The sequence below is a fragment of the Arthrobacter oryzae genome (genome assembly GCF_030812315.1).
In the GTDB taxonomy this organism is placed as follows: Bacteria; Actinomycetota; Actinomycetes; order Actinomycetales; family Micrococcaceae; genus Arthrobacter; species Arthrobacter oryzae_B.
The window spans coordinates 644,083-668,103 of sequence record NZ_JAUSSM010000001.1 but is presented as its reverse complement, the minus strand read 5'-3'; the positions used below and the strand labels follow the sequence as shown (position 1 = coordinate 668,103).

Below are 24,021 nucleotides of genomic sequence, written 5' to 3'. Positions count from 1 at the left end.
CCCACCGTCCCGTTGGTTGCAGCCATGCGCCAACTCCTAGCCACGCTCAAGGAACGCCTCCTTTTCAGGGTTCAAATACTCTTCTATTGCCTCCGCGAGAGCGGAATGTTCCACCAGACCGGGATCCCGGGCCACAATCCGCTGCGCATCCTGGCGCGCCTTCGAGATAACGGCCTCATGCTCGAGGACGCGCAGCAGCTTGAGCGCCGACCGGCCGCCGGACTGCGACGCCCCCAGGATGTCGCCCTCGCGCCGCAGCTTCAGGTCCTCCTGCGACAGCTCGAAGCCGTCCGTCGTGGCCGCCACGGCGTCCAGCCGGCGGCGGCTGGGGTGGCCGGGTTCCAGCGTGGTGACCAGGAGGCAGGTGCCGGGCAAGCCGCCCCGGCCCACCCGTCCGCGGAGCTGGTGCAGCTGGGAAATGCCGAACCTGTCCGCATCCAGGATCACCATGAGCGTGGCGTTATGAACGTCAACGCCAACCTCGATCACGGTGGTGGACACCAGCAGCTTGGTCTCATTCGCCGTGAAGGACGCCATGGTCGCGGACTTCAGGACAGGATCCTGCCTGCCGTGCAGCGGCGCCAACGCAACGCCAGCCAGCGCCGGTTCACCGCTGAGGTGTTCGACTACGGCAGTGACTGACGCGAGCTCGCGGGCCGGCCCGTCACCTTCCAGCTCGGCGGCGGACGGTTCCGCTTCCCCGGGGCTGAAGTCGCCGTCGTCGTCCTCGCCGATCTTGGGACACACCACGTAAACCTGGTGTCCGGCATCGATCTCTTCCCGGGACCGGGACCAGATGCGCCCGGCCCAGCCGGGATTTTCGGCGAGGCCTACGACGTGCGTGGAAATGGGCGCACGGCCCGCGGGGAGTTCGTCCAGCACCGACGTTTCCAGGTCGCCGAACACGGTCATGGCCACGGTCCTAGGAATGGGCGTGGCTGTCATGACCAAAAGGTGCGGCGGCTTGCTGGCTTTCGCGCGCAGGGCATCGCGCTGCTCAACTCCGAAGCGGTGCTGTTCATCCACGACGATCAGCCCGAGGTCGTAGAACGAGACGTTGTCGCTGAGCAGGGCATGCGTGCCGATCACGATCCCGGCAGTGCCTGAAGCAGCATCCAGCATGGCCTGTTTGCGGGCAGCCGTGGGCATGGAGCCGGTAAGCAGCGTGACCTGCGCGGTATCGGGACCCAGGCCACCCAGCAGGCCGTCGCGGGACAACGGTCCCAGCGTCCGGCGGATGGATTCGAAGTGCTGGGCTGCCAGGACTTCGGTAGGCGCCAGCAGTGCGGCCTGTCCCCCGGCGTCAACCACCTGGAGCATGGCGCGCAGGGCCACGATGGTCTTGCCTGATCCCACCTCACCCTGGAGGAGCCGGTTCATGGGGCTGTCCTGCGACAACTCGTCCGCGAGCGTTTTCCCGACGGCCGACTGGCCGGCGGTGAGCGTAAATGGCAGCTGGCGGTCGAACGCAGCCAGGATTCCTTCTGTAACCGGCCGGCGGGCCGTCGCCTCCTCGGCGGCCAGCTGGGCTCGGCGCCGCGCGAGGGCGGACTGCAGGACCAAAGCCTCCTGGTACCTGAACCGGTCCCTGGCCCGCTGCCAGTCGGCCGGCACCTGCGGCGTATGGATCAGCCGGTAGGCCTCTGCCGCCGGCAGGAACTTCTCCCGGGCCGAGACCTCGGACGGCAGCGGATCATCCAGGACATCCAGATCGACGGTGTCAAGGAGGGTGGAGATCACTTTTTGGATGGACCAGCTGGTGAGTTTGGCAGTTGCCGGATAGACCGGGATGGGCATGGCGGCGAGCTTCTCCGGATCCATGCCAGGGGTGTCCGGGTCCTCGTCCAGCAGCAGGAAGTCCGGGTTGGTGAGGCTCAGGCTGCCGGCGTACCGCGTGACTTTGCCCGAAAACATGGCCCGCCGCCCCGGGAGCAGCTCCGCCTTGGCCCGGTAGCCGTTGAAAAAGCTTACTTTCAGGGTGCCTGCATCGTCCGTAATCACGACGTCGGTGAGCGTGCCGCGGCGCGCCCGCATGGCACGGGTGCTGTTGGAGACGACGCGGGCGATGAGCGTGACCTCTTCATCCATCGGAACCTCGCTGATGGGCGTCAGCTCACCACGGCTGAGGTAACGGCGTGGAAAGTAGTTGAGCAGGCCGCCGACAGTGGTGATGCCCAGGTGCTTCTCAATGACGGCCGCGGACCGTTTGCCGATGCGCCGTTCCAGGCCCAGTTCCAGCTCAGTGTTCATGTCCGGCGGGGTCCCGCGGCAGGGCGAGCTGGCTGACTGAGATTTCCGTCGGTTCCCCAAGCGAACCAATCAGTGCCACGGCCGGTTCGGGGGCAGGAACATGGACGTGCACACGCCAGCGGTACTTTCCGTCGGCGCCCATGGCGCCGCCCACCTGGCTCATAATCACCGAATCACCCATCTCGTCCAGCCGTTGGCGCAGCGTGGCCGCGTCCAGGGGCGAAAGGCTGATGGTGCACATGACTTCCACGCCGTCGTCGTCCGGCATGTCCGCGTGGATGTGGGGATCCTGGACGTCGTAGCCGTGCAGGCCGTCCAGCAATTCGCTTTGAAGTTCTTCGCCCAGCACAGCGGAGCGCAGGCAGTCCAGGATCAGCAGCATGCCCACCCCTCCCGCGTCAACGACATGGGCTTCGTGCAGGGCGGCCAGCTGGTCTTCGGTCCGGACGACCGCTTCGAGGGCCGCCTCAACCGCTGCGTCCAGGGCCAGGCCCAGGGCATGGTTGCTGTCGTCCCCGTTCTGGTCGGCGTCCACCGCAGCTGCCGCCCGCGCAGCCGCCTCCATGACGGACAGCATGGTCCCCGGAACGGGGTCGCTCAGCGCGGACCAGGCCCGGATCTGGGCCCGGTTCAGCGCCGCTGCCAGCAACGGCGAGCTGAGGCGGGTGTGCCCGGCCAAAGGCTCGGCGGCGGCGCACAGAAACACCGAGAACAAGGTTCCCGAGTTGCCGCGTGCCTGTTCCATGGCGGCCTGGCCGGCCCGAGCAAGGACTGCCCCGACGTCCTGCTGGCTGTGGATCCCCGCGGCCCGGTTCGCTGTCCCGGGGTCATGCGGTGCTGCGGGGCTGCTGAGGGCCTGCGCAGCGGCACGGACGGTCAGATAGAGGTTGGTGCCGGTATCGCCGTCGGCCACGGGAAAAATGTTGATCGCATTGAGCCGGTCGCTGTGGTTCCCGAGCGCTGTTTCGGCCTTGCCCAACCACCGCTTCATCGCTTGCGCGTTGGCGGCAATCTTAGTCTGCAAAGTGATCCCATCCCACAGTCTCAGCGGGCCTGCCCGCTATCTTGACGCCAGTGCTTTCCATTGGTGCAAGGGCTTCTACTGAGCCTATCGCAGCGAAACCCGGAGGCAGCTGTACGTCCGCGGGGAATGTGGCCAGAAGTCCATGATCTTCCCCGCCGCCAAGCACCCATGCCATGGGATCCCCGCCTACTGCGTCAGCGGCTGCAGACAAAGGACCGGTGAGGTGCTTCAGCACGGCCGGATCCAGGTCCAGGACGACGCCGCTCGCCGCAGCCAGGCGGCTGCCGTCGCGGATCAGGCCGTCGGAAATATCCATCATTGCCGAGGCCCCGGCGGCGAGCGCTGCCGGTCCCGCAGCCAGTGGCGGAAGCGGGCGGCATTGCCTGTCCATAATGGCTCGCTGCTCCGGCGTCAGCAGGTCAACCCCTGGCCCGGACTCAAGCAGGGCAAGCCCGGCCGCCGCGTGCCCCACCGTTCCGGCCAGCGCAACGGTATGACCCGGGCGGGCACCTGAGCGCAGTACAGCTTCCCTTCCATCCAGGGTCCCCAGGATGGCCACGGTAACGGCGAGCTCCCGGCCCCGGCCCAGGTCCCCGCCGGCGACGGAACAACCGGCAGCGCCAAGGTCACGGATGGCATGGGACAGTCCGTCCGCAAAGTCCTCCACCCAGGAGACCGCCGTCTCCGGCGGCAGCGTCAGGCTCACCACCATCGACGTGGACCGCGCACCCATGGCATTGATGTCGCTAAGGTTCTGTGCCGCGGCCTTCCAGCCGACGTCGAAGCCTGTAGTCCGGTACCCGTTGCGCCACACCAGCCGGAAATCCTGGTCCTGCACCTGGGTGTCAATGCTGACCACTGTCCGCCCGTCCGGTGCTGCCACAATGGCAGCGTCATCCCCGGGCCCAAGCAGGAGCGCCGTGCCCTGTGCGGGTCCGTTGTTAAGTCGGGGGAAGATCTTGGCGAGGAGTTCGGACTCGGAAAGTCCGGCGACGGTGAGGTGATTTTCAGGCACAGCACTACGCTACAGTCCGGGACCGACATCCGTTCCCTGGGCCCGCCCCGGGCAGGCGTCCGTCCGGCATGCCGGGGCGGGATAGGCTTAAAACATGCACCAGCTCCGCACCCCGGTTTCCATCCGCTCGCTTCGCCTGCCGGCAACGGCGGCGGCCGTGGTGCTGGCCCTCAGCGCGTGCGCCCCGGTGGTGGACGTGTCACCGGCCAAGGATGCGGCCAACCCTGCCTGCGCCCCCATGATGGTTGCCCTTCCGGACACCATGGGTGACGCCGGGCTGCGTAAGACCAATGCCCAGGCAACCGCTGCCTGGGGCGATCCGTCCAAGGTCATCCTGCGCTGCGGGGTCAACGTTCCCGGCCCCACCACCGACCGCTGCGTCAGCGTCAACGGCATTGACTGGGTCATCAAGGAAGGCGACCCCGTATGGACGCTGACGACGTTCGGCCGTGAACCGGCCACAGAGATCCTCATGGACCCGGACCAGATCAGTTCCGCGACCGTGCTGGCGGAACTTTCCGCCGCTGCCGGGAAGATCAAGGCCACCAGGAACTGCGTGGGCCAGGAAGAGTTGCGGAACCTGCCCACCGGGCAGTAGCGCAGCGACACTAGCCGGAGCGGCAATAGCGGTTAGCGCAGCCCGGTCTTCCTGTGCAGTGCCAGGTAGATGAGTTCGTCGATCAGGTCCGCATAGCTGAGTCCGGAGGCAGCCCACATCTGCGGGTACATGCTCTTGGGCGTGAAGCCGGGCATGGTGTTGATCTCGTTGATGATCAGCTCACCGTCGGGGGTGTAGAAGAAGTCAACCCTGCTGAGGCCCTCCGCTCCCACAGCATCGAACGCCGCGGCGGCAAGCTCGCGGACCCGGGCGATAGCTTCGTCAGGGATGTCGGCCGGGCAGCTCAGCGAGGCGGCGTCGTCCTCCACGTATTTGGCATTGAAGTCATAGAACTCGTGCTCACCCGGTGCCACTGCGATCTCGCCCGGCATCGAGGTCCGCGGGCTGTCGGTGCCCCGCCCTTCCAGGACGGCGCACTCGATTTCGCGGCCCACGATTCCGGCTTCGATCACGAGTTTGAGGTCGTGCTCACGGGCAGCCTCGATGGCCGCGTCCAGCCCCTCCAGGGAGTCCACCTTGGAGATGCCCATCGAGGATCCCGCCCTGGCAGGCTTGACGAACACGGGGTACCCCAGCAGGTCAACGCGTTTGCGGACAGATTCGGGGTCAGTGATCCACTGGCGGTCCGTCACTGCGATGTACGGACCCACCTGCAGGCCGGCGGCTTCGAAGACGACCTTCATGTAGTGCTTGTCCATGCCGACCGCGGACGCGAGGACACCGGCACCCACGTAGCGGGTGTCCGAGAGCTCCAGCAGTCCCTGGATGGTGCCGTCCTCGCCGAACGGTCCATGGAGCAGCGGAAAGACAACGTCCACGGAGCCGAGTTCCTGCGGGACTTCGTTCGGTGAGGCGACGATCAGCTGGTGTTCGCCCCCGATTTCGGCGAGCGTGACTGTCCGGGCCGACGGCGCCACTTCTGGCAGCGAGGAGGCCGAGAGGGACCACTGCCGGGTGTCCCCCAAGGCAAGGACCCACTGGCCGGTCTTGGCGATGCCAATGGGGATGACATCGTACTTGTCATAGTCGATGGCGCCGAGAACGCCGGCAGCCGTCACGCAGCTGACGGCGTGCTCACTCGAACGGCCCCCAAACAAAACGGCAACGCGTGGTTTGGCGTGGGCCCCACCGGTGTTCTTGTTCAATTGTTCTTCCGACACAGTCAGTAATCGCCTTCGGATTTAAGGTCCCGGGCCAGCAGCAGCGGTCCCAGTTCGTCAACGGACAATTTTCCGGCCAGGACGGCAACCACTGCCGCCGTGATGGGCATTTCGACGCCGAGCTTCCCGGCAAGTTCATGCACGGCCTGGCCCGACTTGATCCCTTCGGCCGTCTGGGTCATTTCCGCTGCCACCTGTTCCAGCGTTAGCCCCTTGCCGAGGAGGCGTCCGGCGGTGTGGTTACGGGACAGGGGCGAGGAGCAGGTGGCCACCAAATCCCCCAGGCCTGCGAGGCCCGCCATGGTCTGAGCCTCTCCCCCAAGTGCCAGCGCCAGCCTGGACGTCTCCGCAAGCCCGCGGGTAATCACGGATGCCTTGGTGTTGTCGCCCATCTGTTTGCCTTCGCAGATGCCCACGGCCAGGGCAATGACGTTCTTGACGATGCCGCCGATTTCAACGCCGACGACGTCGCTGGTGGTGTAGGGACGGAAGTACGGTGCGGTGCAGCTGCGCGCGATCCATGAGGCCGCCTCGGCGTCCGAGCAGGCCACGACCGACGCCGTCGGTTCCTCCCTGGCAATTTCCATGGCCAGGTTCGGTCCGGAGACCACGGCAACGCGGTCTGCTTTGATTCCCAGTTCCTCACAGATGACTTCGCTCATCCGGGCGTCCGAACTGAGCTCCAGCCCCTTCATCAGGGAAACCACCAGGGCGTCCGGTGAGATCAGGTGCCGCCACTCGCGAAGCTGCAGCCGCAGGGACTGGGCGGGAACGGCCAGGACCACAAGGTCTGCGCCGGAGAGCACGTCCGCGACCTCGGTGGATGCGGTGATGCTGTGCGGGAGGTCAATCTCCTTGAGGTACTGCGGGTTGCGGTGCCGGGTGTTGATTTGCTCAACGACTTCGCTGCGGCGGCCCCAGAGCCGGATGTTCCGTTCAACGCCGGATGCCGTGGCCGCATCCGCGAGGATCTTGGCAAAGGTGGTGCCCCAGGAGCCGGCTCCGAGGACGGCGACCGATTTCGCTGAGCCCGCTGCGGCCTGTTCCTGGGTCATTTGCCGTCCCATTCGATGTTGCGTCCGTGTTTGCTCTGGTTGTGGGCAGCCGGGTCCCACCGTTCGGCGGGAGGCTGCTCCGACCGCAGGGTTGCCAGCAGCCCGGTGATGGCGTCCATGATGACGGCGGTGGCCGCCGCCAGCGTGGCTTTGTCCAGCGGACGGCCCTCAAAAGCGCTAAGGTCCACGGGATCTCCCACGATGACGCGGGAAGTCCGGCGGGGGAACAGGTGGAAGCGCTTTGCGTAGCGGGGGAAGACCTGGTGTGCGCCCCAGTGGGCCATGGGAACAACCGGAATACCGCTCTCCAGCGCCATCCGGGCCGCGCCCGTGTGGCCCTTCATCGGCCACAGGTCCGGGTCCCGGGTCAGGGTGCCTTCAGGGTAGATGATGATTGCACCGCCTTCGGCAACCACTTCCTTGGCGACGTTCAACGAACGGTTGGCTCCCGCCGTCGAGCGTTCCACCGGGATCTGCTTGGTGGCGCGCAACACGGCCCCGACCACCGGCACCTTGAAGAGGCCGCCCTTGGCGAGGAAGTGCGGCATCCGCTTCTGGTTGTAAAGCAGGTGACCGATGACCAGCGGGTCGATCTCCGTGCAATGGTTGGGGGCAGCGATGAAGCCGCCCGCCGGAAGCTTTTCCAGCCCTTCCCACTTCTTGTTCATGAGCAGGTTCATCACGGGCCTGACGATCCCGGCGACGATGACAAAGGTGATGCGGCTCTTGGCCGTTTCCTTCACTGGGACCCCGTTACTTGGCTGAGGTGATGTCGAAATCGGCGCCCAGGCCGGCGAGCTTCTCGGTGAAACGCTCGTAGCCGCGGTTAATGATGTCGATTCCGGTCACCCGGGACGTGCCGGTGGCCGCCAGGGCTGCGATGAGGTGGCTAAAGCCGCCCCGGAGGTCCGGGACGTCGATATCAGTGCCCTTGAGCTGCGTGGGACCCGAGATGACGGCCGAGTGCAGGAAGTTGCGCTGGCCGAAACGGCACGGCACACTTCCGAGGCATTCCCGGTGGACCTGGATGTTGGCACCCATCCGGAGGAGCGCGTCAGTGAAGCCGAAACGGTTCTCGTAGACGGTCTCGTGGACGATCGACACGCCCTCGGCCTGGGTCAGGGCCACAACGAGCGGCTGCTGCCAGTCCGTCATGAATCCCGGGTGCACGTCCGTCTCCAGGACGAGCGGGTTCAGTTTGCCGCCGCGGTGGTAAAAACGGATGCCGTCCTCGCCGATGTCCATGCCGCCTCCCACCTTGCGGTAGGTGTTCAGGAAGGTCATCATGTCGCGCTGGGAGGCGCCCTCGACAAAGATGTCTCCGCGCGTCACAAGCGCGGCGGATGCCCAGGACGCGGATTCGTTGCGGTCCGAGAGGGCGCGGTGGTTGTAGCCGCCCAGGTCCCTCACGCCTTCAATCCGGATGGTGCGGTCTGTCTGGACGCTGATGATGGCGCCCATCTTCTGCAGAACCGCAATGAGGTCGATGATTTCCGGTTCCGTGGCGGCACCCGAGAGCTCCGTGATGCCCTCGGCCCGGGTGGCGCTGAGCAGGACCTGCTCCGTGGCGCCCACTGACGGGTACGGCAGGGAGATCTTGGCCCCCTGAAGGCCCTTGGGCGCGGAAATGTGGATGCCGCCCGGGCGCTTTTCGACGACGGCCCCGAACTGACGCAGGACGTTCAGGTGGTAATCGATGGGGCGGTCGCCGATCTTGCAGCCGCCCAGGTCCGGAATGAAGGCCTCGCCGATGGCGTGGATCAGCGGACCGCACAGCAGGATCGGGATCCTGGAGTCGCCGGCGTGGGCGTCAATGGCGGTGCTGGACGCGGTCTTGGCGCCCTTCGGATCCAAGGTGAGGTCCCCGGTGACGGGGTCCTTATCCACGGTGACGCCGTGGAGCTGGAGCAGGCTGGTGACAACCTCGACGTCCTTGATCTCAGGAACGTTGCGCAACACGGACGGCTCGTTGCCCAGAAGGGCAGCCACCATGGCCTTGGGGACAAGATTCTTGGCCCCGCGAACGGTGACGCGGCCAGTCAGCGGGACGCCTCCGCGGATTGTCAGAACACTACTCATTTACCGGTTTCCTCACGACTTCTCGCCCCCAAATCCTTACAAAGGCTCCAGCTAAGCATAGGAGCTTGGGTTACCGATCTGAAATACGGCGCGCTTCCCGGGGGTTCAGCAAGGGTCCGGGAGCGGGCGCAGCAGCGTCCGGGAACGGCTCCGCGGCGTGGCGCGTCCGTCCGGTAATAGCCTCCGGTAATAGCGTCCCGTCTAGGACAGCCGCGCAGGGAGGGTCTTCGGCTTGAAAGCGGGCCTGGTTGCCTCGTAGGCCGTGATGTCTTCCTCGTGCTGGAGGGTCAGTCCGATGTCGTCCAGGCCCTCCAGGAGGCGCCAGCGTGTGTAGTCGTCAATCTCGAACGGCGCCACCACGTTGCCGCAGGTCACTGTCTTCGAAACGAGGTCCACCGTCACCTCGGTGCCCGGGGCGTTCTCCAGCACCTTCCAGATGAGTTCAATGTCATCCTGGGCGAGTTCGGCGGCCAGCAGGCCCTGCTTGCCGGAGTTGCCGCGGAAGATATCGGCGAACCGGGAGGACAGGACGGTCTTGAAGCCGTAATCCTTCAGTGCCCAGACGGCGTGCTCGCGGGAGGACCCGGTGCCGAAGTCGGGTCCGGCCACCAGCACGGAGCCGGCGTTGAACGGTTCCTGGTTCAGGATGAACGCCGGGTCCTTGCGCCAGGCGGCAAAGAGTGCGTCCTCGAAGCCCGTGCGGGTGATGCGCTTGAGGTAGACGGCGGGGATGATCTGGTCGGTGTCCACGTTGCTCTGGCGCAGCGGTACGCCGATCCCGGTGTGGGTGCTGAACTTTTCCATGGCGGATCCTTCGGTGCTTGGTAGGTCTAGGCGGCGTCGTCTAAACGGCGGGAACTGGTCAGCGCTATCTAGGCGGCGCTGATGCCGACGGCGGCAGACTCCGGGGCGGGGTCCAGGTCCGACGGCGAACTGAGCGTGCCACGCACTGCCGTCGCTGCTGCCACTACGGGTGAGACGAGGTGGGTGCGGCCGCCCTTGCCCTGGCGTCCCTCGAAGTTGCGGTTGGACGTGGATGCGCAGCGTTCGCCCGGCTCCAGCTGGTCGGGGTTCATGCCCAGGCACATGGAACAGCCCGCGAAGCGCCATTCGGCTCCGAAGTCCTTGAAGACCCTGTCCAGGCCCTCCGCTTCCGCTTCGAGCCGGACGCGTGCCGATCCCGGCACCACGAGCATCCGGATGTTCGGGTCCTTCGTACGGCCGCGAATGATGTCCGCGGCGGCACGCAGGTCCTCCATCCGGGAGTTCGTGCAGGAGCCCAGGAACACCGTGTCCACCCGGATCTCCTTCATCGGCGTGCCGGCTTCCAGGCCCATGTACTGCAGTGCCCGCTCGGCCGCGGCCTTGGCGTTTTCATCACCGAAGTCTTCAGGGGAGGGAACCTTCGAGGACAGTGAAACGCCCTGGCCCGGGTTGGTGCCCCACGTAACAAAGGGTTCCAGGGTGTCGGCGTCGAGGTCCACCTCAACGTCGAACGTCGCGTCGTCTTCGGAGCGCAGCGTGTTCCAGTATTCGACGGCGGCGTCCCACTCCGCACCCTGCGGCGCGTGCGGGCGTCCGTACATGTAGTCGTAGGTGGTCTGGTCCGGGGCCACCAGGCCTGCGCGTGCACCGGCTTCGATGGACATGTTGCAGATGGTCATCCGGGCTTCCATGGACAGCGCGCGGATCGCTGAGCCGCGGTATTCCAGGACGTAGCCCTGCCCGCCGCCGGTGCCGATCTTCGCGATGACGGCCAGGATGATGTCCTTCGCCGAAACACCGGGGCGGAGCGTGCCCTCGACGTTGATCGCCATGGTCTTGAACGGCTTCAGGGACAGCGTCTGCGTGGCCATGACGTGTTCAACCTCGGACGTGCCGATGCCCATGGCCAGCGCGCCGAATGCTCCGTGCGTGGAGGTATGCGAATCGCCGCAGACCACGGTCATGCCTGGCTGGGTGAGCCCGAGCTGGGGGCCCACCACGTGGACGATTCCCTGCTCGGCGTCGCCCAGGGAATGCAGGCGGACGCCGAATTCCGCGCAGTTGTTGCGCAAGGTCTGGATCTGCGTCCGGCTGGTGAGATCGGCGATAGGCTTGTCGATGTCCAGCGTCGGGGTGTTGTGGTCCTCGGTGGCGATGGTGAGGTCCGGGCGGCGCAGTTTCCTGCCGGCCAGGCGGAGCCCTTCGAAGGCCTGCGGGGACGTGACTTCATGCACCAGGTGGAGGTCGATGTAGAGAAGGTCCGGCTGGGCGTTGGCACCTTCGCCGTCGCCTTTGCGCACCACGTGCGCGTCCCAGACTTTCTCGGCCAATGTCTTTGCCATGGCCATCTCCCTTCACTGCTGTTGGCTGTTTATATCCACTGAACCAGCACGCCCGCGTAATACGCCAGCCAAATGATTTGCATCTCAGATAATGAGACGGCAATATCATTACATGGACAATTCTAGTGGAGTCGGTGTCATCGATAAAGCGGCCCATGTGCTGGACGCGCTTGAGGCCGGTCCCACCACTCTGGCGCAGCTGGTGGCTGCCACCGGACTGGCGCGGCCGACTGTTCACAGGCTTGCCCTGGCCCTGGTTCACCACCGGCTTGTCAGCCGCGACATCCAGGGGCGATTCGTGCTGGGCAGCCGCCTGGTGGAGCTTGCGTCCGCCGCCGGCGAGGACCGGCTGATCGCGTCCGCGGGGCCGGTCCTCATGCAGCTGCGCGACGCCACCGGCGAAAGCGCGCAGATCTTCCGCCGGCAGGGTGACTGGCGCGTATGCGTAGCGTCGGCAGAACGCCCCATCGGCCTCCGGGACACCATCCCCGTGGGTACGCAGCTTTCCATGAAGGCCGGCTCTGCCGCCCAGGTGCTGCTGGCCTGGGAGGACCACGACCGGCTTCTCGAGGGACTGCAGGCGGCCCGCTTCACGCCGACGGTCCTGGCGGGTGTACGACGGCGGGGCTGGGGCCAGAGCCTCGGCGAACGCGAGCCGGGGGTCGCCTCCGTGTCGGCGCCTGTCCGGGGTCCGTCCGGACGGGTGATTGCCGCTGTCTCAATTTCCGGTCCGATCGAGCGCCTGACGCGCCAGCCGGGCCGCCTGCACGCCGAGGTCGTCTGCAATGCCGCCCGCGTCCTCACCGAGGCTCTCCGCAAGAACAACGACTGACCCGGCGGACATCCTGCTGACGCGGCTTGCCCGGCGCTCCCTGCCCGCTCACGGGCATTAGGCTGTGCCCATGAATAGCTATGCGGTATTCCTCCGCGGCATCAATGTGGGCGGCATCAACATCAAAATGGCGGACCTCAAAGACGCCCTCGGGTCGCGCGGCTTCACCGGAGTGAAGACGCTCCTGGCAAGCGGCAACGTGGCATTTGCCAGCAATCTCGGTGCGGCAGCGGTCAAGAAGGACGTCGAAGCCTGCCTCCGTGAAGCCTTCGGCTATGACGCCTGGGTAGTGGTGCTCACCGCCGACAGGGTTGCCGCGATCGTCGAGGCGTGCCCCTACCCGGCCGAGGACAAGGCAACCCACACCTACATCACGCTCAGTTCGGACAAGGCCATGCTGGACGAACTATTCGAGGCAGGCGCAGGGCTGGACGGCAACCGGCAGCACCGCCTGGGTCCGGAGGCCATGGCCTGGCTTGCACCCGCCGGCGGCACCCTGGACAGCCCGTTCAGCAAGCTGTCATCCAAGGCCCGCTACAAATCCAGCACCACCACACGCAACCTCCGCACCATGATCAAGGTGCGCGACGCTACGGCAGCCCTGAAGAACGGTTAGTCGCGGCAGGAACGTTAGTCGCGTGCCGCGGACTTCAGGGCAGCGTTGAAGGACTTCAGCCTGCTGACCTCGACTTCCACCGGTTCGACCACGAGCCTCTCCGCCACGGCGGCCACGGCGGCATTCAGCTTCTTCCGGGCCGCGGCCGCCCGCAGTCCGGCAGCCGCGGCGGCGATGAATTTCGCGGCGATGGCCAGGACAATGCCGAGCACCACTCCCCCGGCAATCATCAGGGTGGGAACGGGCCACCCCTCCACCCTGGGCACTTCCGGAACCGGCAGCTGGAGATAGCCGAGGCCCGCAAGGGCGCCCAGCCAGGCCAGTCCGCCAAGGGCTGCCAGAAGGGCCAGCCACTGGACTACGTTGAAAACACCCCACCACCACGATTTGCGTCCGGCCAGGAGCTCGGTGCCGGCAATGGCCTGGTCCAGCGCGTCCGGCAACCGGTCCCGTCCTTCGCGCGCGGCGCCACGGATGGCCGCACGCCAGGGCCCGGGGGCCCCGGCGCTGGCCGCGTCTGCGAAGTCCCGCACGGCCGCATCCGTCCTGGCGCGTTCCGGTGCTCCCGCCGGCGGCAGCGATGTCCTGTTGACCTCGGCGCTGGCACCTTCACGGCGCAGGTTCAGCCGCCGCAGCGGGTCCGGGCGGAACCGGATCAGCCAGCGGGTCAGGGGCCAGCCGGTGCGCCGCGTGGATTCGTGCCGGTAGGACCGCGACACGGCATCGACCACGAGCGGGACGTTGGCGGCCGCCGCCAGCTCTTCAGCGAGGCGGGATCGGGTGCCGGACCTGGCTCCTGCCGCTTCCCCCGCTCCGGAGGCTGCCGCGAGCTGAGCCGACGCCGCGGAAACATCCGCCGCCAGCCGCTGGGACAACGCCTGCCGTTGCACCGCCACGTGCCGGATGGCCGCACGGACTCTGTCTACGCCGGTCCCGGTCAGGGCGGAGGCGCCCAGGACCTGCACTTTACCCAGCCCGTCCCGGGCAAGAATGGCTTTGAGCGATTCCAGCACGGGCTCAATGTCCGGCGGCGGAAGTAGGTCGATCTGGTTGAGGACCACCAGGGTTACCGCACCATGCGAGGCGAGCGGCGCCAGGAAATCGTTGTGCACTGCTGCGTCCGCATATTTCTGCGGGTCCAGCACCCACACGAGTACGTCGACCAGCCCCACCATCCGCTGGACAATCTCCCGGTTGGCGGCCTTGGTTGAGTCAAAGTCCGGCAGGTCGAGCAGGATCAGGCCGGTGGCTTCATCGGCGAATCCCGGCACCGCGGCGGAATGGTGCCGCTTGTCGACCCCGAGCCAGTCCAGGAGAGGTTCGCTCCCCGCTGCTCCCCAGACGCCTGCCAACGGTTCAGAGGTCGTGGGACGGCGGGCTGCCGCCGTCGCGATGTCAGCGCCGCTGACCGCATTGAAGAGCGAGGACTTGCCGCTGCCCGTGGCGCCGAAGAATCCCACCACAGTATGGTCCGCGGACAGCGATCGGCGCGTACTGGCGCGCTCCAGGACCTGCAGCACGTCATCCAGCGACTCCTCGGGAAGCACTCCGCCGGCAAGCTCCCGCGCGTCGTTCAGGGCTTCCAGCCGGCTGTGGAGCCGGGAGGCTTCCCTGGTCCCGCTGTGCCTGCTCACGCGGACTCCGCCAGCCGCTGAAGGGCGCGGGCATGGCCTGCCAGCACGTCCGGTGACACGGTGGTGAAGTCCAGCCGTTCGAGGAAGCGCTGTTGTTCTTCCTGCAGCAGATTCTGGCACCGCGCGTTCAGGTCCTCGCGGGCAGTCCGCGCGAGGCGCCGTACGGCATCCTCGCCGAAGACGGCCTCCAGGAGCCTTTGGCCGACGATGGCGGTACCGCCTGCCACACCGACTTCGAGGCCGGTGAGTCCGGCAGTCATGGAGAAAACGACAATCATAAGGGCGGCACCGAGCCCGTTGACCCCGAAGGAAAGCCATCTGGCCTGGGTGCGCTTGCCCTGGCCTTCGGTGCGGATGAGTTCCATCAGGCCTTCCTGCCACGCCCGGATTTCTGCCGCGACCCTGTCCGGGAAGCCGGCGCTGGTGCCGGAAAGATCGTCGGCGCCCAGCAGCTGCCTGCCCGCAGGGTCCGAGCGCCAGCGCTGGTCTGCGTCTTCGGCCGCATTGGCGGCTTCGTCCAGGATGACGGCCTGCAGCCCGGTTTCGATCGCTGTCTCGACTTTTACCGCCGGGGCGGGCTCTCCGCGGAAGAACGCACCGACGCGGTCCCGCATGCGCCCGATGTTTTGTTCCAGGACGCGGAAGAATTCCCCGGTGCCCACGAAGTCCTGCCACCTGGCCAGGACTTCGCCGCGCAGGAGGGCACCGTCCCGCGTGGCCTCCAGAATCCGTGCCACAGCATCCTGATAAGCATTGCGTGCATCCTTGGCCAGCACTTCCGCCGCCCGCTGCTGCTCCCGCGAGGCCCGGGCGAGGGCCGTGACGCGTCCGCTGAGCGTGCGCACGGTGCCGTTCAGCGTCCGGCGGGCAATCTCGGCCCGCCCCGCCGCATCGGCCGCCAGTTCGCGCAACCACCGCCCCAGGGGTTCCACAGCTTCGGCTGGCAGCATTCCGAGGCGATCGAGGGCAACCTCCCGGACAATGAACAGCCGTGCTGCGCCGAGGCCTTCCTGCTGCAGCATCGCCCGCAGGTCCGTGCTTACCTCCGCCTCTGCGGCAGTGGGCACACGGTCCAGCACTACTGCAACCAGGATGTCCCTGGCCGCGGCGTCGAGGAGCAGCTTCCAGGGGACGGCGTCAGCGTAGCGGTTGGCTGTCGTCACGAATACCCAGAGATCGGCAGCGGCGAGCAACTGCCCTGCAAGCTTGCGGTTGTCATCCGACACGGAGTCGACGTCCGGAGCATCCAGCAGCGCTATTCCTTCCGGCACCGCCGGATGCCCCACGAGCACCAGGGACGATACCGGGGCGGCATCCGGTGCGGCCCCGGCGCGGTTGGCTGGAACCGGCGCATCCACCACGACACCCCTGATACGGCTGAGGCTCGGCAGCACGCGCTGGTTTTCAAACCAGTCCGAATCGGCCGGGTTGTGCAGCAGGATCGGCTGCCGGGTGGTTGGACGAATGGCACCGGCCCTCGTGACGGGGTGGCCCACAAGGGCGTTGACGAGGGTCGACTTCCCGGCACCGGTGGATCCTCCCACCACGGCCAGCAGTGGAGCGTCCAGGCTGCGGAATCGCGGGAGGATGTAATCATCGAGCTGCGAGAGGGCGTTCCTGATATCAAGGCGGGCGGCGTCCGCGCCCGGCAGTGCGAGGGGCAACACGGCCGCGCCGAGGTCTCCGCGGACAGCTTCGAGCAGTTCCACGGCAGCAGCAGCCCGTGAGTTCGGAGCGGCAGCGCGCGGGGGCGGACTCTCAGATGGGGACGTCACAGCTTCATCATGCCAGTTCGGTTACCGTCCGGCGCGTGCATCCCGCTAGGAAATCCCCGCCCGGCGGTCATCTCCCCGTTGCGGTTCCAGGGGAAACGACCGTTCGGCGGGGAATCGCATGGAAAGTATCCGGGAAGCAAAACAAAACGGCCCCGGGCTGTTGCCCGGGACCGTTTCAATGGTGACCCCAGCGGGATTCGAACCCGCGTTACCGCCGTGAGAGGGCAGCGTACTAGGCCGCTATACGATGGGGCCGCGTACTTCCGGATGACATTTCTGCCATCAGGCTCAGTGATTGTTTCATACACCGAGCCAGTGTTTCAAATCGAATATACCGTTCTGAAACCCCTGATTCGCCGCACCGTAGTGCAGCTTATTCAGAGCTGGGATACCAGGACTCGAACCTAGAATGACGGTACCAGAAACCGTAGTGTTGCCAATTACACCATATCCCAATGGCACTTTCGGGCCGGATATTCAGGTCTAAACCTTCGCTCCGAGCGCCTCAGCACGAGTAATTACTTTACCCGAGAGTTTTGGCTGGCACAAATCGGGGCCCGCGGACCATCCAGCGTCGCGGTGGAACGGTGGAAACAGCGGCACTCAGAGGTGGCGCCCGAAAAATTCCTTGCAATTCAGGGCTAGGCAAGTTTACGCTCGGTAAGTTACCACTGAGTAACAACTACTCCCCGCCCTCCCCGTCCGGCAGTTTCACGCCCGTTTTCTGATGTTAGCTGCGTCACGGTCGGGGGCGTCCGGGGACATCCGCCCATGCCTGGACTGTCGAGAGGAACCTCCCGTGCCACAGAGTCGTGCCACTACTCCCCTGAACACCCGCACCCGCACCCAGCAGATCGCCATAGCGGTCCTTGCCTTGCTCCTGATTGCCCTAGTGGGTTTCTACACCGTGGTCACCGGCCGCATTACTGACGGATCAGCTCGGCTCAAGGATGGGGCCCCGGTAAGGCCTCCGTCGGTGCCGACCAGGTCAAAGACGGTGCCGGAGAACTTTCCACGGGTGCCGCGCTGGCAGACACGGGGGCTGGAAAGCTCTCAGCAGGGGCAGCGAAGATCCATGCAGGTATCAGCAAGAATCTCGCTCCCGGCGCGGACCAGCTGCAGGCCGGTGCCGAGAAACTCGCGGCCGGAGCGGCCAGGATCCAAGCGGACGTCAACAACAGGCTCGCCCCCGGCGTGTACAAAGTTGATGACGGTGCCCGCAAACTCGCCGCCGGAGCGGCGCAGCTCTCCACGGCCCTGACTCCCACCCCGGCCGGCACCGCGGAGAACAACCTTGGCGACGGCGCCACGCAGCTCAGTGACGGAGCAAGCCGACTGGACGCCGGCGCGGGCCAGCTCGCTGCCGGAACAGATCAGTTCAAGGGCTACCGCGGGGCCAACGGCAATCCGGAACTGGGCACGGGCACTGCTGCCCTGGCCCAGGCCCTTGACCTGTTACAGGCTGCCGCCGAAGACCCGGTCCAGGGGCTCGTGCCGCTGTCGGTGGTGAAAGACAGGATTGCAAAAATCACGTCAGGAGCCCACAAGATCGACGCCGGAGCAGCCCAGCTCCAGTCGGGCGCCTCGAGGCTCCACGGCGGCACCGGGGAGCTGAAGGCGGGCGCCGGAAAGCTGACCGCCGGCTTCGCCACCCTGAGCGGAAAGCTCAACAGCCAGGACCCGGCGAGCCCCGGGGTTGTCCTCGGCACGCAGCTCCTGGCTGATGGCACCGCCAAAATCAGGGTCGGGATGGACGGCGTGCCCGGGAACCCCGAACGCCCGGGCCTGCTCAAGGCCGCGGCCGGCATGACCGAGGGCTCCGCACGGCTTGCCGCCGGGACTGTGGCACTGAACACCGGCATCAAGGGCGACCCGGCTGATCCTGCCAACCCCGGGCTGCTGAGCGGGTCCGAGGCCCTGGCCGCCGGAGCCTCCGAACTCTTTCAGGGCAACACCAAGCTTGCCGCCGGTTCGACGCAGCTGGCCGCAGGGGCCGGCAGGCCCGAGGAGGGGAACGCAAAGGTGGCGGCGGGAACGGAAACGCTGCATTCGAGCGCCGCAGCCGTCTCGCCGTCGGACATGGCGGGGCAGCCCGACGCCGGAACGGCCATCGGCATGGTGGGTGTGCTTGGACTCGGCTCCGTTGGAGCCTTTGTGGCTTTGCGCAACAGGCGGCCGAATGGGTTTTCCGCGTGATGCCCGCCGACGTATTTACCCCAGCAGGTCCGCCAGTGAACCTATCTGGTGACCGGCGAACGCAGACTCCGTTTCACCGCTGCGGTTCAGCCAAACGCCCAGCAGGCCCGCCGCCGTCGAACCCTCTGCATCAAGCAGCCGGTTATCGCCCACGTAGAGCGTCTCGGCGGCGCCGCTGCCCAGCAGGCGGACCCCCTCAAGGTAGATGGCCGGGTCCGGCTTGGGCACGCCCACTGTGTCCGTTCCCACCAGAACCCTGATGCGCTGCAGCCCCGCGGTGTCCAGCTTCACCCGCTGGTAGTCATGGACATTGTTGCTCACCGCCCCATAGGGAATCCCGGCAGCGTCCAGGGCGTCCAAGAGCGGGGCTACGTCCTCGAACGCACGGACGTAGCCGTGCTGCAGGGCAGCGTACGACGTAACCCAGGCATGGGACTCCTCACCTTCCTCGAGCTCCACGCCGAAGTGGCCCAGGGCGGCCCGGCCCCGGAGCAGCCGCTGCTCGTTGAAGGTCAGCTCGCCGGCAAGGTAGCGGTCATAGAAGTGTGTGGTCTCGTGCGTGAAGATCCGCCCGAACTTCTCCCACCCGGCCTGGTCCAGGCCGGGCAGGAGGTGTTCGCTGACGTCACGCAGCGCGGTGGTCATGGCGAATTCGAGGTCCACCAAGGTGTCGTCAATATCGAACAGGACACCCCGGATGACGCCAAAACCCGTATGGAGGACACCGCCGCCGTCACCGCGCATGGCAGTCATCAGCCGCGGAAAGCGTGCAGGCGGGCCAGCGATGAGGCCTTGCCCAGGATGACCATGGATTCAAAGAGCGGCGGGGAAATCCGCCGCCCGGAGATAGCCGTGCGGACGGGGCCGAAGGCCAGCCTCGGCTTGATCCCCAGGTCCTCGACGAGGGCCTGCTTCAGCACAGCCTGGATGTTCTCGGCGTTCCAGTCGGTGACGGCGTCCAGGGCGGCAATCGCAGCGTCCAGGACCTCAGTGAGGTTTTCCGGCAGCCCCTTGCGGGCATCGTCCGCGACGTCGATGGCGTCATCGTTCTTGAACAGGAAGGAAATCATCTCGGGCGCTTCGCCCAGCAGGGCAATCCGCTCCTGGATCAGGGGGGCGGCCTCAGCGAGGATCTCCTCCTCGCGTGCGGTCAGGGTGTCCCCCACCAGGTCTGCGGCGCGGAGGTACGGGACCAGGCGGCCCCTGAAGTCGTCCGCTGCCAGCATCCGAATGTGGGTGCCGTTGATCGCTTCGGCCTTCTTGATGTCGAAGCGCGCCGGGTTGGCCAGGACGTCGTGGACGTCGAAGTTTTCGATGAGCTGTTCGACCGTGAAAATGTCCTCATCGGCGGACAGGCTCCAGCCCAGCAGCGAGAGGTAGTTGAGCAGGCCCTCGGGGATAAAGCCGCGGTCGCGGAGCAGGAACAGGTTGGACTGGGGATCGCGTTTGGACAGCTTCTTGTTGCCCTCACCCATGACGTAGGGAAGGTGGCCGAACACCGGCATGTAGCTGGCGACGCCGATGTCCATCAGGGCGCGGATAAGCACCACCTGGCGGGGAGTGGAGGAGAGCAGGTCTTCGCCGCGCAGCACGTGGGTGATCCCCATCAGGGCGTCATCAACCGGGTTCACCAAGGTGTACAGCGGGGAGCCGTCAGCGCGGACAATCACGTAGTCCGGGATGCTGCCGGCCTTGAATGTGATTTCGCCGCGGACCATGTCGGTGAACGTGACGTCCTCGTCAGGCATGCGGACGCGGAGCACGGGTTCGCGGCCCTCGGCCTTGAACGCGGCAACCTGCTCGGCACTGAGGCTGCGGTCGAAGTTGTCGTAGCCGAGCTTGGGGTCGCGGCCGGCAGCGCGGTGACGCGCCTCCACTTCGTCCGGGGAGGAGTAGCACTCGTAGGCGTAGCCGGCGTCCAGGAGCTTGGCCACCACGTCCTTGTAGAGGTCAAGACGCTGTGACTGGCGGTACGGCTCGTGCGGGCCGCCCGTTTCCACGCCCTCTTCCCAGGAGATGCCGAGCCACTTGAGGGCTTCAAGGAGCTGCTCGTAGCTTTCCTCGGAGTCGCGCGCGGCATCCGTGTCCTCGATGCGGAAGACGAACGTTCCCTGGGTGTGCCGGGCGTAGGCCCAGTTGAACAGCGCCGTCCGGATCAGGCCCACGTGCGGGGTTCCGGTGGGCGACGGGCAGAAGCGCACCCGGACCGGGGTTTCGGGGGTGACGGCAGGACTGGAGACGGCGTTGGACACAGAAGGAGTAGTCATAGTGACTCCAACTTTACCGCCTGCCCGGGGCCGCCCCGCCACCAAATCGGCCGCCGAATCCGTTGTAGAACCGGACAGCCGCCCCGGGGATTCCCGGGACGGCTGTCCGCAATTCGGCTCTGTTTTTTGGCTCGCGCCGGTTTGTGGCTACCTCTGTTCTGTGGCTAGCGCCGGACGATCGGGTTGGAGAGGCGTCCGATGCCTTCGATCTCCACCTCAAAGCGGTCACCGGCTGCGACCAGGCCCACGCCCGCAGGCGTGCCGGTCATGATCACATCGCCGGGAAGCAGCGTAAAGGCCTGCGAGACAACCGAGACGAGTTCGCGGACGCCCCGGATCATCTGGCTGGTGCTGCCGTCCTGGCGGAGTTCACCGTTGAGCCAGCCCTGGATACGGAGGTCCTCGGTGTCCAGTTCGGTCTCGATCCACGGACCGAGCGGCGCCGAAGTGTCAAAGCCTTTGGCACGCGCCCACTGCAGGTCCGTCTTCTGGACATCACGGGCGGTCAGGTCGTTGCCGCAGGTGTAACCAAAGATGACGTCGTCGACGCGGTCCTCTGGAACGTCCTTGCAGATCCTTCCGATCACCACGCACAGCTCGGCCTCAAAGGACACCTCGTCCGAGAATTCCGGCAGCACAATGGGATCGTTAGGACCCACGACCGAAGTGTTCGGCTTCAGGAACAAAAGGGGCTGCTGCGGCACGTCATTGCCGAGTTCCTTGGCGTGCTCAACGAAATTTCGTCCGACGCCCACAACTTTGCTGCGCGGGATGATGGGGGCCAGCAGCCGCACATCCTCAAGCTTGTACTTGACGGTGCTGCGTTCAACGCCATTGAAGAATGGGTCACCCTTGATGACAGTGACTTCCTCACTGCCGGGCGCGCCTTCAACAACGCCGTAGAGGGGATCGGAATCAGCTACAAAACGGGCGATACGCATGGTTCCTAGCGTACCGTCTCCGGTCAGTCGTCCCGCCGCCGGCCTGCCCGGTCCGGCCGGCCCGGTAGCGCCGGCTCCGCTGGACCCCAGGCACCGCCGCCACGTGATCAGCCCCGGAGGAACTCCAGCTGCGCAGCCACTGAGTTCTCCGCTGCCGTACGGACGGCAGGATCGACTTCCGAATAGACGGCGTCCGTGACTTCACGAACTCCTGCACCGGACCCGAGCTCCGCCAGGGCTGCACGGATCTGCGCGAGCCGTTCGTGGCGGTGGTCCCGATACGCGCGGACCACCGTATCAAGGGCAGGGAGCACCGGTCCGTGCCCGGGCAGGACTGTGGCCGGTCCAAAGCCTTCGAGCCTGTCCAGGGTTGCCAGGTAGTCTCCCAGTTTGCCATCGGGGAAATCCAGAACCGTGGTGCCGCGTCCCAGGATGGTGTCGCCGGTCAGCACTGATCCGTGCCTGCCGTCGCCCGGAAGGTGGAAACACAGCGAGTCCGAGGTGTGGCCGGGAGCCGCAATGACACGCAGCTCAACCCCCGCCGCGAGGATGATCTCACCGTCGGTCAGCGGTTGGCCTCCGTGGCAGTGCCGGGCATCCGCAGCGCGGACCGGCGCCCCCGTCAGTTCGTGGAAGCGTGCGGCCGCTGCCGTGTGGTCGACGTGTCGGTGCGTGATCAGGATGAGCTCCACACGCCCTGCCCCGGCCAGCTCACCCAGATGCTGTTCGTCCAAGGGTCCGGGATCCACCACCACGGTGCTCCCGGAGTCCGGGCTGCCCAGCAGGTATGAATTTGTCCCGTCCAGGCTCATGGGCCCGGGATTCGGTGCCAGCCGGAAGCGCGCCAGGTCGCTGGCGGGACGAATCGAAGCGGAGGATGCGGGATTCACGTGTCCATCTTCGCATCTCCGGTCCGGCAGGACCCGTCGCGGGAGCGGCCGCTGGTGGCGCCCGCGTATTAATAGGGAGCAAAGCACCCGACGCAGTCACCCGACAGGGTCAAAACGCCGCAGTCAAAACTCAGGAAAGTACGACGCCGGGTGGCCCGCAAGCGCTTGCGAGCCACCCGGCGTCGTGCGTCAGTCAGAAAGCACCTAGGCGAGGCGCGTCAGCCAGCCGTGTGTGTCTTCGACGGTGCCCGTCTGGATGCCGAGGAGCTGCTCGCGGATGGCCATAGTGGTTTCCCCTGCCTTCGCGTCCTCGGAGCCAATGAACTCCGTGGCGTCCTTGAGGATTCCGATGGGCGTGATCACGGCTGCAGTCCCGCAGGCGAAGACCTCGGTGATCTCACCCGACGCGACGCCGTCGCGCCATTCGTCCAGGGTGATCTTGCGCTCGGTGACGGTGCGTCCCATGTCCTTGGCCACCTGCATGACGGACATCCGGGTGACGCCTTCAAGGATGGTTCCGGTGAGGGCGGGGGTCACCAGCGAACCGTCCTTCATGACAAAGAACACGTTCATGCCGCCGAGTTCCTCAACGGCATTGTCATTGAACTGGTCCAGGAAGAGGACCTGCTTGCAGCCGTGGGCCTCGGCTTCCTGCTGCGCGATGAGGGACGCCGCGTAGTTGCCGCCGCACTTGGCGGCACCGGTTCCGCCGCGGCCCGCACGGGCGTACTCACGCGAGATCCAGATCGAAACGGGCTTCAGCTCGCCGCCGAAGTAGTTTCCCGCCGGTGATGCGATCACGCGGAACGAGACCTCCCTGGCTGCGCGGACGCCGAGGAACGCCTCCGTGGCGATCATGAACGGGCGGAGGTACAGTGCCTCGCCGTCACCCGCCGGAACCCATTCCCGGTCGGCCTGCACCAGTTCGCGGATAGCGCCGAGGAAGTATTCCTCCGGCAGCTCCGGCAGCGCGAGCCTTCGGGCGGACTTGTTCAGTCGCGCCGCGTTGGCCTCGGGCCGGAACGTCCACACCGAGCCGTCGGCATGGCGGTACGCCTTGAGCCCCTCAAAGATCTCCTGGCCGTAGTGCAGCACTGCCGCCGAAGGGTCAAGCGAGATGGGACCGTATGCCTCGATGCGCGCGTTATGCCAGCCGCCCTTGCCGTTCTCGTCGACGCTGTAGTCGACGACCGCAGTGTGGTCGGTGAAATAGTTGCCGAAACCTGGGTTCGCCATGATGGCAGCACGCTCTTCAGCAGACTTCGGGGTTGCCGAGGGCTGCTGGGTGAATTCGACGCCATGGGCAGTCTGAGTCATGGTTCCTCCACGGTCGGCTGCCTG

20 protein-coding genes and 2 tRNA genes are annotated in these 24,021 nt (G+C 66.2%); 4 read left to right on the top strand and 18 right to left on the bottom strand.

Annotation, left to right across the window (positions count from 1 at the left end):
* Positions 1-36: 36 nt before the first annotated feature.
* Genes J2S97_RS03095 through thiL form a run of 3 tightly spaced genes read right to left on the bottom strand, consistent with a single transcriptional unit; the run spans position 37 to position 4,289 of the window.
* Positions 37-2,250 (bottom strand): ATP-dependent DNA helicase RecG, encoded by a 2,214-nt coding sequence (locus J2S97_RS03095; protein ID WP_307046437.1) that lies wholly within the window; start codon positions 2,248-2,250, stop codon positions 37-39.
* Positions 2,240-3,241, bottom strand: coding sequence for a DAK2 domain-containing protein (locus tag J2S97_RS03090; RefSeq protein WP_307046564.1), 1,002 nt, complete (start codon positions 3,239-3,241; stop codon positions 2,240-2,242). The genes J2S97_RS03095 and J2S97_RS03090 overlap by 11 nt, the downstream gene beginning before the upstream one ends.
* A 22-nt stretch (positions 3,242-3,263) precedes the next feature.
* Positions 3,264-4,289 carry a thiamine-phosphate kinase gene (thiL, locus tag J2S97_RS03085; RefSeq protein WP_307046435.1) on the bottom strand — a complete coding sequence of 342 codons (1,026 nt, stop codon included), beginning with the start codon at positions 4,287-4,289 and terminating at the stop codon, positions 3,264-3,266.
* A 94-nt stretch (positions 4,290-4,383) separates the two neighbouring features.
* Here thiL and J2S97_RS03080 point away from each other — a divergent pair, with 94 nt between their 5' ends.
* A complete protein-coding gene (locus tag J2S97_RS03080; protein WP_307046434.1) occupies positions 4,384-4,887 on the top strand; it encodes a DUF3515 domain-containing protein in 504 nt (167 codons plus the stop codon).
* A gap of 32 nt (positions 4,888-4,919) precedes the next feature.
* On the opposite strand, the gene J2S97_RS03075 is transcribed toward J2S97_RS03080, so the two are convergent.
* The 6 genes from J2S97_RS03075 to leuC form a co-directional block, all read right to left on the bottom strand.
* Positions 4,920-6,068, bottom strand: a complete 1,149-nt coding sequence (locus J2S97_RS03075) for a D-alanine--D-alanine ligase family protein (RefSeq protein ID WP_307046433.1) — start codon at positions 6,066-6,068, stop codon at positions 4,920-4,922.
* A 2-nt stretch (positions 6,069-6,070) separates the two neighbouring features.
* A complete protein-coding gene (locus J2S97_RS03070) occupies positions 6,071-7,123 on the bottom strand; it encodes an NAD(P)H-dependent glycerol-3-phosphate dehydrogenase (RefSeq protein ID WP_307046431.1) in 1,053 nt (350 codons plus the stop codon).
* Positions 7,120-7,866: a lysophospholipid acyltransferase family protein gene (locus J2S97_RS03065; RefSeq protein ID WP_307046429.1), complete on the bottom strand. Its 747-nt coding sequence runs from the start codon at positions 7,864-7,866 to the stop codon at positions 7,120-7,122. Before J2S97_RS03065 ends, J2S97_RS03070 begins: the two co-directional genes overlap by 4 nt.
* Before the next feature lie 10 nt (positions 7,867-7,876).
* Complete coding sequence (gene murA, locus J2S97_RS03060) at positions 7,877-9,202, bottom strand: UDP-N-acetylglucosamine 1-carboxyvinyltransferase (protein ID WP_307046427.1); 1,326 nt, start codon at positions 9,200-9,202, stop codon at positions 7,877-7,879.
* Positions 9,203-9,403: 201 nt separating this feature from the next.
* Positions 9,404-10,006, bottom strand: coding sequence for a 3-isopropylmalate dehydratase small subunit (leuD, locus tag J2S97_RS03055; RefSeq protein ID WP_307046425.1), 603 nt, complete (start codon positions 10,004-10,006; stop codon positions 9,404-9,406).
* A 68-nt stretch (positions 10,007-10,074) separates the two neighbouring features.
* Positions 10,075-11,529 (bottom strand): 3-isopropylmalate dehydratase large subunit, encoded by a 1,455-nt coding sequence (gene leuC, locus J2S97_RS03050; RefSeq protein WP_307046423.1) that lies wholly within the window; start codon positions 11,527-11,529, stop codon positions 10,075-10,077.
* A 112-nt stretch (positions 11,530-11,641) separates the two neighbouring features.
* Between leuC and J2S97_RS03045 the strand changes: the two genes are divergently transcribed.
* Positions 11,642-12,361, top strand: coding sequence for an IclR family transcriptional regulator (locus J2S97_RS03045; protein WP_011692361.1), 720 nt, complete (start codon positions 11,642-11,644; stop codon positions 12,359-12,361).
* A 70-nt stretch (positions 12,362-12,431) separates the two neighbouring features.
* The gene (locus tag J2S97_RS03040) at positions 12,432-12,977 is read left to right on the top strand and encodes a DUF1697 domain-containing protein (protein ID WP_307046420.1); all 546 of its coding nucleotides are present in this window, start codon (positions 12,432-12,434) and stop codon (positions 12,975-12,977) included.
* Positions 12,978-12,991: 14 nt separating this feature from the next.
* Here J2S97_RS03040 and J2S97_RS03035 read toward each other — a convergent pair whose 3' ends face one another.
* The 4 genes from J2S97_RS03035 to J2S97_RS03020 all read right to left on the bottom strand — a co-directional run bounded on the left by J2S97_RS03035 (position 12,992) and on the right by J2S97_RS03020 (position 16,841).
* The gene (locus J2S97_RS03035) at positions 12,992-14,611 is read right to left on the bottom strand and encodes a GTPase (protein WP_307046418.1); all 1,620 of its coding nucleotides are present in this window, start codon (positions 14,609-14,611) and stop codon (positions 12,992-12,994) included.
* Positions 14,608-16,386 carry a dynamin family protein gene (locus J2S97_RS03030; protein WP_307046416.1) on the bottom strand — a complete coding sequence of 593 codons (1,779 nt, stop codon included), beginning with the start codon at positions 16,384-16,386 and terminating at the stop codon, positions 14,608-14,610. Before J2S97_RS03030 ends, J2S97_RS03035 begins: the two co-directional genes overlap by 4 nt.
* A 179-nt stretch (positions 16,387-16,565) precedes the next feature.
* Positions 16,566-16,641: transfer RNA gene (locus J2S97_RS03025), tRNA-Glu, on the bottom strand.
* A 128-nt stretch (positions 16,642-16,769) separates the two neighbouring features.
* A tRNA-Gln gene (locus tag J2S97_RS03020) sits at positions 16,770-16,841 on the bottom strand.
* Between the two features lie 739 nt (positions 16,842-17,580).
* Between J2S97_RS03020 and J2S97_RS03015 the strand changes: the two genes are divergently transcribed.
* A complete protein-coding gene (locus tag J2S97_RS03015; RefSeq protein WP_307046414.1) occupies positions 17,581-18,582 on the top strand; it encodes a hypothetical protein in 1,002 nt (333 codons plus the stop codon).
* Positions 18,583-18,597: 15 nt separating this feature from the next.
* Here the strand turns inward: J2S97_RS03015 and J2S97_RS03010 are convergent, their stop codons facing one another.
* From J2S97_RS03010 to J2S97_RS02990, 5 genes are all read right to left on the bottom strand, one after another.
* On the bottom strand, positions 18,598-19,335 hold the full coding sequence (locus J2S97_RS03010; RefSeq protein WP_307046412.1) for an HAD family hydrolase: 738 nt from the start codon (positions 19,333-19,335) through the stop codon (positions 18,598-18,600).
* On the bottom strand, positions 19,335-20,849 hold the full coding sequence (gene gltX / locus J2S97_RS03005; RefSeq protein WP_307046410.1) for a glutamate--tRNA ligase: 1,515 nt from the start codon (positions 20,847-20,849) through the stop codon (positions 19,335-19,337). The genes J2S97_RS03010 and gltX overlap by 1 nt, the downstream gene beginning before the upstream one ends.
* Before the next feature lie 164 nt (positions 20,850-21,013).
* Positions 21,014-21,790 (bottom strand): fumarylacetoacetate hydrolase family protein, encoded by a 777-nt coding sequence (locus tag J2S97_RS03000; protein ID WP_307046408.1) that lies wholly within the window; start codon positions 21,788-21,790, stop codon positions 21,014-21,016.
* Positions 21,791-21,897: 107 nt separating this feature from the next.
* Positions 21,898-22,680: an MBL fold metallo-hydrolase gene (locus tag J2S97_RS02995; protein ID WP_307046407.1), complete on the bottom strand. Its 783-nt coding sequence runs from the start codon at positions 22,678-22,680 to the stop codon at positions 21,898-21,900.
* Between the two features lie 204 nt (positions 22,681-22,884).
* Entirely contained in the window at positions 22,885-23,997 is a 1,113-nt protein-coding gene (locus J2S97_RS02990; RefSeq protein ID WP_307046406.1) for a branched-chain amino acid aminotransferase, read from the bottom strand.
* Positions 23,998-24,021 lie beyond the last annotated feature (24 nt).